Source organism: Thermogemmatispora sp. (assembly GCF_042408735.1).
Classification (GTDB): Bacteria; Chloroflexota; Ktedonobacteria; order Ktedonobacterales; family Ktedonobacteraceae; genus Thermogemmatispora.
In genome coordinates, this window is record NZ_JBHOQV010000151.1 from 1 (window position 1) to 8085 (window position 8085).

Sequence of the window (8085 nt, forward strand, 5' to 3'; positions counted from 1 at the left end):
ACACGCGCGTCGGGTCGCCTTGCGCCGAGGCGGCAGTCGATCCACAGAGGCAGCTAGCGCAGGTAGTGACGCAGCACCACCTCCACACGACGATGCCCGAGGGCCGACGCCACCGCCTCCACGGCTGCCCGATCATAGTCCGCTGGGCGCAGCCGGTCCCGAGCCGGTGGCAGCTCCCGGTCCGACAGCAGCCGATACAGCGCCTGCGCATACTCGCGCCGCAGAGCGTGCACGTCCAGATGGGATGGGATGCGCGCAAAGACTCGCTCCTCGGGCCGGCGCCCTGCCCGCAGCCGTTGCAGCAGCTCCTCCACGCCCGGCAGCACGGGCGCCACCCGCGGGCGGCCTCCCTTGCCGCAGCGCACGAACACCACCTCCGCCGTCCCGTTGAGATCCGCCACGCGCAGCGCCGCCACTTCTCGCCGGCGCAAGCCGGTCGCCCGCAGGAAGGTGATCAGCTCCTGCCAGTGGGCCGGGTTCAGGTCGTGATCCTGTGCCACCGGGCCACGCGAGCGCCGGATCAGCTCCCGCCGCCGTGGCGGCAGTGTGACCGAGGCGGCCAGCGCCCGATCACCAAAGAAGAGCCGCAGGGCGGAACGGGTCGTCGCCAGCGTCCAGGGCGAGAGGCCCGTCTCTATTCCCCGCAGCAGATAGGCCGTGGCCAGCTCCTCGGCGCGCGCATCTACCTCGGCCAGCCGGCGCAGCCCAGACGTTGCCCGCACCCACTTCAGGAAGCGGATCACCTGCTCCTGATAGACGGAGCGGGTCTTGTAACTGTGGATGCGCCCCGTCGAGCAGGTCCAGGCGAGCTGTCCCTGCTGACGAGCGGTCTGCTTGGCCGTATGCCGGCTCTCACCGATGGCCATCAGGCCGTCGAGCCGCTCGATGGCTTCGCGGATCAGGCTCTTGCGATGCGTGGGCATGCTGCTCCTGGTGCTCCTGCGGAGCTGGCTGGTGGCTGCCAGGCCAGCTCGTTCTTCCTGCCACCGCACGACTTGCCATCCCACGAGTTCAACCATGTCCGTCCCCCTGCAGGGCGGCAGCCCTGGCTGTTCAGCTCCTTCCAAACAGCGAGTGGGGAGGGGACGAGTCCCCCGTTCTCTTCTGTCGCTCTGTTTAGACCGCGGTGGCGTCGTCTATGGAGCGCGCGAAAGGATGCGTTCCCTTCCTGGCATCCCTGGACAGCGAGCGAGCGGGTCACCGACCTGGCGAGAGCGGGGCTCAACCAGCGCAGGCAGGGCGCTGCGGCCTGGGTCAGGATGGGGCGGCGCTCCAGAGGGCTGTCCCTCCGTGCGGGTCAGGCCAGGCACAGAGCCATGGGCGTCACCTGTTCCTGCCCTCAGTGGGGGATGCTCTTGGGATCAGGGGAAGCGCCGGCGGCAGTGCTTCGCCTTCTCGAGGCCGCGGCACATTTGCAACACTGCTAGCATACCCGCGCGACCCGGGAACCACGCGGGAACGAGAGGGGAACATCCTGGGAAGGGAACGGGAAAGGAATGGGAACGCGGAATGGAAGGCGGTCAGGAAGGACCACCCGCTGCCAGCAGGCGGATCAGAGGCGCTCACCCTTCCCGAAGGGGACGGTGCACAATGCGCCAGATGGTCTGATAGGAGGTGTGGTACTCTGCAGCGACCTGGCGCAGTGACAGGCCCTGCGCGACCCGCAGACGGATCTCCGGCCACCGTTCCGGCGGGATGTTCGGCGGTCGTGGAGAGCGAGGGCGATGACGATGAGAGGGAGTGGAGAGGGAGAGAGGAAGAAAAGCAGAGGAGGGACCCTCCATGACGAGATCGGAAGATGTCACGGAGGCGTCCCCCGACATTTTACCGAAAGCGGAACCGACGGGATTCGAACCCGCGATCTCCTGCGTGACAGGCAGGCGTGTTAGGCCACTACACTACGGCTCCTCAGCCACCGCGGCTGAGGCCCTCGGGCCTCGTCCGTGGCAATGCCAATCATACCAGAAGAGAGCGCCCTCTGTCAAGCATTTCTTTTTGATCTTCACAAGAGAAGCCAGCTTCCCAACCACTACCCACTCAACGCTTCCCTGGGCAGCAGGAGCCACCATCCCCTCGCCCTGAAGCTCAACCGCCCTCAAGCTCGTTGAGTAGGTCCACAAAGGCCCGCTCCTCATCCTCTTCCATGCGATAGCTCTCACTTTCATCAGGAAAAGCCCCAGAACGCACATCGGCGAAGAATGACTGGAGCGCCACCACCGCCGCCTCACCAAGCTGAGCATACTGACGCACAAAGCGCGCCTTGCGCCTGTTAAGATGCCAGCCCAAAACATCATGAAAGACCAGTACCTGGCCATCACAGTGCGGCCCTGCCCCAATCCCAATGGTGGGAACAGGAACCAGCTCCGTAATAGCCCTGGCAACAACAGCCGGCACCCCCTCTAAGACAAGAGCAAACACCCCAGCCGCCGCCAGGGCCCGCGCCTCCTCCACTAAGGCCCGCGCCGCTTCGAGACGCCGCCCCTGCACACGATACCCCCCCATGACATGCACCGACTGAGGCGTGAGACCCAGATGCCCCATGACAGGAATCTCCGCCGCCAGCAAGGCCTCAATGACCGGCAGGCGCTTGCGCCCCCCCTCTAACTTGACAGCCTCCGCCCGCCCCTCGCGTATGAGCCGCCCTGCATTGCGAACGCTCTCTTCAAGCGAGACGTGGTAGCTCAACCAGGGCATATCACCAACGATGAGGGCCCGTGGCTGAGCTCGCGCAACAGCCGCAGTGTGGTGGATCATGATCTCAAGCGTGGCGGCGAGAGTATCAGGGAAACCAAGAACATTATCCGCCACAGAGTCGCCAACCAGGATCATGTCGGCCCCCGCTCGATCGGCGATAGCCGCCATGACAACATCATAAGCGGTAACCATCGTCAGACGCGGCCCCCCCTTGCGGGCCCGCACGGCGGCAGCCGTTACCTTTTCTCGCATGGCTCTCTCTCCCTACACCTGAGCTGCGAATGGATAACTCCTCCCCCCACCACCAGGATCAGGAAGCAATGATCCCCGTCTCCCAGGTGCCGTCAGCTCGCAAGAGAAAGTTGTCAATCAGCCGTGCCCTCTCTACAAAGGCAGCAATCGCCAACAGAGCCGGAGGCCGCAAGCGCTCCAGAGGCTCGAAGGTCCCCGGATCTCGCACATCGGCATAGTCCAGGCGCGCCAGCGGCTCGCTAGCCACAACCTCAGACATAGCCCGCTGGATGGCAGCCGGGTCCTCACTCTGGTACTGCTCATAGGCCGTCTTGCCAGCCAGTAAGGCCCGATAAAGGACGGTCGCCGCCCGCCGTCCCTGGGGCGAAAGATAGCTATTGCGGCTGCTCATGGCCAGCCCATCAGGCTCGCGCAGTGTCGGCATAACGACCAGCTCCACAGGGAGATTCAGGTCAGCCACCAGCGCTTTGATAACGGCTACCTGCTGAGCGTCTTTCTGCCCAAAATAGGCCCGCTGCGGCTGAACCAGATTGAGCAGCTTGAGAACAACGGTGGCCACCCCTCGAAAATGCCCGGGCCGGCTGGCTCCCTCAGCCTCGCTGGCCAGCGGCCCGCTCGGCTCCACATAGGTAATAAACTTCGGGGGATACATTTCGGCAGCCGTCGGGACAAAAACCGCATGAACACCCTGGGCCTCCAACAGCCGCAGGTCCCGTGGCAGATCCCGCGGATAGCGCTCCAGATCCTCATGAGCGCCAAACTGAATCGGATTGACAAAGATGCTAACAACCACTCCCTCGTTCTCGGCACACGCCCGCCGCACCAGCGAGAGATGCCCTTCATGCAGATAGCCCATCGTGGGAACAAGCCCCACACTGGCCCCCAGCGGCCAACCAGCGCGCCAGCGTCGCATTTCCTGTACGGTGGTAATGACATCCATTGCCTTCCCCACTATCTCGCATGTCCTTCATATCTTGCTGATTTCTATCTCAATGACAGCTGAATCCTTTCAATATGGCAGAAAGCTGCCAGGCACTTTTCGGTAGTATAACATAGGCTGATGCCCAGCATCAAGAAGCAAGGGAGCGGCATTTTTGCGCGTCGTCCAGGCCCAAAAAGGGGGAGCCAGCGATCCGTCCTCCCGAGGAACCCAGGCCGCACGGCCCAGATGCCTGCAGACTCAGCCACAGATCGCCGCTCCCCCGCCTTGCAGAGGGACCTCCTACCAGCGGTCATGGACCAGCGGTCTGATGCGCCGGTCGTATAGCTCACGCACCCGCTGCATCGTTTCCGCGCTCAGCGGGGGCAAGTCAGCGGCATGGCTATTGTCCTCGGCCTGCCGGGGATTCCTGGCACCTGGAATGACAGTGGAAACCTGGGGGAACATCAGAATCCAGCGCAGGGCAAACTGGGCCATCGTCATGCCGGCGGGAACCAGCGGGCGCAGCTCCTCGACCGCCTGCAATCCCGCCTCGTAGTCGACCCCCGAGAAGGTCTCGCCCTGATCGAAGGCCTCTCCGTGCCGGTTGTAGTTGCGGTGATCGTTGGGGGCAAATTGACTATCGGGACGCAGCTTGCCCGTCAGCAAACCGCTGGCCAGCGGCACGCGCACAATGATGCCCACGCCACGCTCCTGAGCTGCCGCGAAGAAGCGCTCTGCAGGCTTATGTCTAAAAATGTTAAAGATGATCTGCACGCTCTGGACGTTGGGATAGCGAATGGCCTTGAGCGCCTCTTCGACCTTCTCGACGCTGACGCCATAGTAGCGGATCTTGCCCTGCTGCACGAGATCATCCAGAATGCCAAAAACCTCGGGCCGGTCATAGACCTCGGAGGGCGGACAGTGGAGCTGAAGCAAATCGATGGCCTCGGTCTCCAGATTGCGCAAGCTGCGCTCAACAAAGGCCGTCAGATTCTGACGATTGTAGCCATCAGCCGTGTGAGGACTCAGGCGCCGCCCTGCCTTGGTGGCAACATAGAGCGGCTCGCGTCGCTCCTTGCGCACGCGGGCAATGAGCTGCTCGGAGTGCCCGTCGCCGTAGACGTCGGCGGTATCGATAAAGTTGACACCCAGGTCAATGGCCCGATGGAGGGCCGCCAACGCCTCACGATCATCGCTCGGTCCCCAGGCATCTCCTCCAATAGCCCAGGCTCCAAAGCCTATAGCCGATACCTGCCAGCCCGTTCGTCCCAGCGGTCGATACTCCATCTTTCTCGCCTTACTCTCCTTTCTCTTCTACTCTCCTGGTCTGATTCGATCTGCCTGGCCTCCGCCACAACCAGGCCTGCTCTCCTCGCCCATTGATTGATTGTATCTCACAGGCAGAGCCTGCCGCCATCGAGAGCCTGAAGGAGGCCCTCCGGAGGCCGGCCCTTCCCAAAGCCCGGCAAGGGACCCCAAGAAGGTGTGACTTTTTTGAACCCTTGCCGTCTAAGGGGACGTGCACGGCGACAATAAGGGCCAGCCGATGGCCGCCTCCACCATACTGGAGGAGCGCGAGCCGTCCGCTGGCATGCATAGCAAAGAGCAACAGCCTGCCAGTAGCTGCTTATAAGGAGGACAGAACCTATGCCGGTTGTCAACGACATTGGTCAGGCTTTCCTGACCTCACTTACCAATGCCCTGAATCTGGTGCTGACCTTTATCCCCAAGTTCCTTGGCTTCCTGGTCATCCTGCTCATCGGCTGGATCGTCGCCAGCCTGCTGAGCCGTACCGTGGTCTTCATCTTGCGGCGTATCGGCTTCGAACGCCTGGGCGCCCGCATCGGACTGGCCCGCCTGGAGCAGAATACAGGGATGCGTTTCGACGTGGTGGCCATCTTGGGCACCATCGTTTACTGGTTCATCTTCTTGATTTTCCTGGTGCCCGCCGTCGACGCTCTGGGGCTGAGCACCGTGAGCAGTATTCTCAATGAGCTGATCGCCTACATCCCCAACGTCTTCGTGGCGGTGCTAGTTCTCTTCCTGGGCCTGCTGGCTGGGAGCGTGGTCGGCGATATCGTGCGCGGCCTGGCGGCGACGACACGGGTGGGGAACCCGGCCCTGTTTGCCTCGGTGGCCCGCTACGCCCTCATCGGTTTTGCCGGCTTGATCGCCCTGGAGCAGCTGCAAATCGCTCCCTCGCTGCTCAATATCCTCTTCACCGCCGTGGTTGGTGGCACAGCCCTGGCCTTCGGCCTGGCCTTCGGCCTCGGCGGACAGGATGCCGCCCGGCGCCTGCTCAACCGCAGCAGCGTCCTGACAGTTCCCGCCAGCGAGAGCAGCCAGCCGCTTCCCCGAGAGGAGGGCACCCAGGCCCCCCAGGTAGCTCAGCCAGCTTCGCCTACCACCCAGCAACAGCCACAAACCGGAAACTAAGCCAGAGCCGCCGCTTAGCCTGGACACTGTAGCCCGACCTGCTGGCCCCCTGGGGAAGCCCCTCTGCCCCTTCCCCACCAGCGGGACGGGCTACTCCCTCTCCCCACAGCCAGGACGCGCTCACAGCCTTCTTTCCTCGCCACTCCTCTGATGCCCTCCTGCTTGCCGGCAGCCTTGACCGCCCCCGCCTGTCGCTTTCCTGAAGTGGCGTGGAGGCCATAGTTACCAGGTCGCAACCGCCAGATACACGCAACTGCCACGAAGGAATGATATAGTTGCATTGATTCTATTAAGAGCAAGCAGGGCTATCTGGGCCGCTAGCGGCCCAGACATCTCTATCTCTACTATGTACGGAGGAGAGGCAAGGTGCATGACCAGGCGGACCGTTCCTGGAGCTCACTGCGCGATCCCTGATCCGCGCGGGATCGGCATACTCATACTGCTATTCTTACTTGTTGCCTGTAACTCTCCCTGGGGCAGTACAACCTCGCCAACGGCAACCCCCTCCGCGCTGCCCTCCCGGTCTTCAGGATCGCTGCCCGGCGAGCAGCGGTGGAAGTCGGGGGTCTCGTCCCTGCTCTTCGGCACCAACGATACTCAGGAGTGGAGCCAGAACAATATTGAGTCGAACCCGACCTTCCAGGCCGCCCTCAAGGAAGCCCACTTCACGTTGATGCGTACCTTCTTTTTCGATCATAGCCTGGCCGACAACCATCCTACGAGCGACGCGGAGCTGGAGCAACGCCTGCGCACGGTTGAACAGAGCGGCATGACCTGCCTGGGGGTCCTGTTCAATATCTTTGACGTGGCCTTCCTGAAACATGTGGTGAGCTACGCCGGCTCGCGCTGCCTGCTCTACGAGTTCGGCAACGAGCCGGATTACAACGGCATCTCTAGCGCCAGCTACCTGAGACAGTGGAACAGCGTGATCCCTCAGCTGCGCCGCATGAATCCCCAGGCCCGCTTTATTGGCCCTGTAGTCAGCCAGCCGAGCGCGACGGAGTTTCTGCGGGCCTTTCTGCAGGGTGTGCGCTCTTCAGGGGTGCTTCCCGACGCCATCAGCTTCCACTGGTATCCATGCTGGCAGGACAGCGAGAGCACCTGTTTGAAGCTGGCCGATAGCGCAACCGAGGCTACTCAGGCAGTACGCGCCCTGACACGCCAGATTCTGGGCCGCGAGCTGCCCGTGGGGATTACAGAATGGAACTTCGATCCCGGCAATCCTCCGCCGGCCTATGGCGACCAGAGCACCTTCATCTCGGCCTTCACGAGCCGCGCCCTGCAGGCCATGATCCGCGGAGGACTGACCTTCGCCTGTCAGTTCGACGCCGCCAGCTACGCCGGCTATGGTCATCTGGACCTGTTCGATGTGGAAACCAATGCCCCCCGACCTCAATACTATGCCATGAAGGCTTTCATCGCCCAGTATTATCCTGGCACGGCCGGGTCAGAGCCGACGATCTCCGGGCCACCTTCCTCTAATCCCCTGATCTCACGCGGGAAACCAGCCTTTTGCTCGGCTAACGACGATGGTCCAGGTGGGCCGGCCGCCATCGTCGATGGCCACTACGGCAATTGGGCCTTCTGGCACGCTACTGAGCGGTCCTTGCCTTCATGGTGCGCCATCCATGTGGGCAGTGGCCCCTCGCGCCTGCTCCTGGTCTGGGCCAGCGACTATGTCTTCGACTATCTAAGCGATAGCGGCTCCGGTCCCCGCTCGTATACAATCGCTGTCTCCGCCAACAGCACCAACGGAGCCGATGGCTCCTGGAAAACGCTGG

The 8085-nt window shown here is 62.8% G+C and carries 6 protein-coding genes, 1 tRNA gene and 1 pseudogene; 2 read left to right on the top strand and 6 right to left on the bottom strand.

Features of this window, described 5'->3' with window-relative positions:
• Window positions 1–53: 53 nt before the first annotated feature.
• The 6 genes from ACFMO7_RS16745 to ACFMO7_RS16770 all read right to left on the bottom strand — a co-directional run bounded on the left by ACFMO7_RS16745 (window position 54) and on the right by ACFMO7_RS16770 (window position 5155).
• Window positions 54–923: a tyrosine-type recombinase/integrase gene (locus tag ACFMO7_RS16745; RefSeq protein ID WP_376796631.1), complete on the bottom strand. Its 870-nt coding sequence runs from the start codon at window positions 921–923 to the stop codon at window positions 54–56.
• 639 nt (window positions 924–1562) lie between these two features.
• The gene (locus tag ACFMO7_RS16750; RefSeq protein ID WP_376796632.1) at window positions 1563–1823 is read right to left on the bottom strand and encodes a helix-turn-helix domain-containing protein; all 261 of its coding nucleotides are present in this window, start codon (window positions 1821–1823) and stop codon (window positions 1563–1565) included.
• Between the two features lie 11 nt (window positions 1824–1834).
• Window positions 1835–1908 (bottom strand) — tRNA-Asp (locus tag ACFMO7_RS16755).
• Window positions 1909–2085: 177 nt separating this feature from the next.
• Window positions 2086–2946: a 3-methyl-2-oxobutanoate hydroxymethyltransferase gene (gene panB / locus ACFMO7_RS16760; RefSeq protein WP_376796633.1), complete on the bottom strand. Its 861-nt coding sequence runs from the start codon at window positions 2944–2946 to the stop codon at window positions 2086–2088.
• 58 nt (window positions 2947–3004) lie between these two features.
• Entirely contained in the window at window positions 3005–3886 is an 882-nt protein-coding gene (gene panC, locus ACFMO7_RS16765) for a pantoate--beta-alanine ligase (RefSeq protein WP_376796636.1), read from the bottom strand.
• A 282-nt stretch (window positions 3887–4168) separates the two neighbouring features.
• Window positions 4169–5155, bottom strand: coding sequence for an aldo/keto reductase (locus ACFMO7_RS16770; RefSeq protein ID WP_376796634.1), 987 nt, complete (start codon window positions 5153–5155; stop codon window positions 4169–4171).
• Between the two features lie 360 nt (window positions 5156–5515).
• Between ACFMO7_RS16770 and ACFMO7_RS16775 the strand changes: the two genes are divergently transcribed.
• Both ACFMO7_RS16775 and ACFMO7_RS16780 read left to right on the top strand, forming a co-directional pair.
• Window positions 5516–6304 carry a small-conductance mechanosensitive ion channel gene (locus tag ACFMO7_RS16775; RefSeq protein ID WP_376796635.1) on the top strand — a complete coding sequence of 263 codons (789 nt, stop codon included), beginning with the start codon at window positions 5516–5518 and terminating at the stop codon, window positions 6302–6304.
• 370 nt (window positions 6305–6674) lie between these two features.
• Window positions 6675–8085: pseudogene (locus ACFMO7_RS16780) on the top strand (hypothetical protein); the annotation flags it as partial.

Excerpts from the sequence above, each read along its gene's own strand:
- panC (WP_376796636.1), bottom strand. The coding sequence starts at position 3,886 with ATGGATGTCATTACCACCGTACAGGAAATGCGACGCTGGCGCGCTGGT.
- ACFMO7_RS16770 (WP_376796634.1), bottom strand. The coding sequence starts at position 5,155 with ATGGAGTATCGACCGCTGGGACGAACGGGCTGGCAGGTATCGGCTATA.
- ACFMO7_RS16775 (WP_376796635.1), top strand. The coding sequence starts at position 5,516 with ATGCCGGTTGTCAACGACATTGGTCAGGCTTTCCTGACCTCACTTACC.
- ACFMO7_RS16750 (WP_376796632.1), bottom strand. The coding sequence starts at position 1,823 with ATGTCGGGGGACGCCTCCGTGACATCTTCCGATCTCGTCATGGAGGGT.
- ACFMO7_RS16745 (WP_376796631.1), bottom strand. The coding sequence starts at position 923 with ATGCCCACGCATCGCAAGAGCCTGATCCGCGAAGCCATCGAGCGGCTC.
- panB (WP_376796633.1), bottom strand. The coding sequence starts at position 2,946 with ATGCGAGAAAAGGTAACGGCTGCCGCCGTGCGGGCCCGCAAGGGGGGG.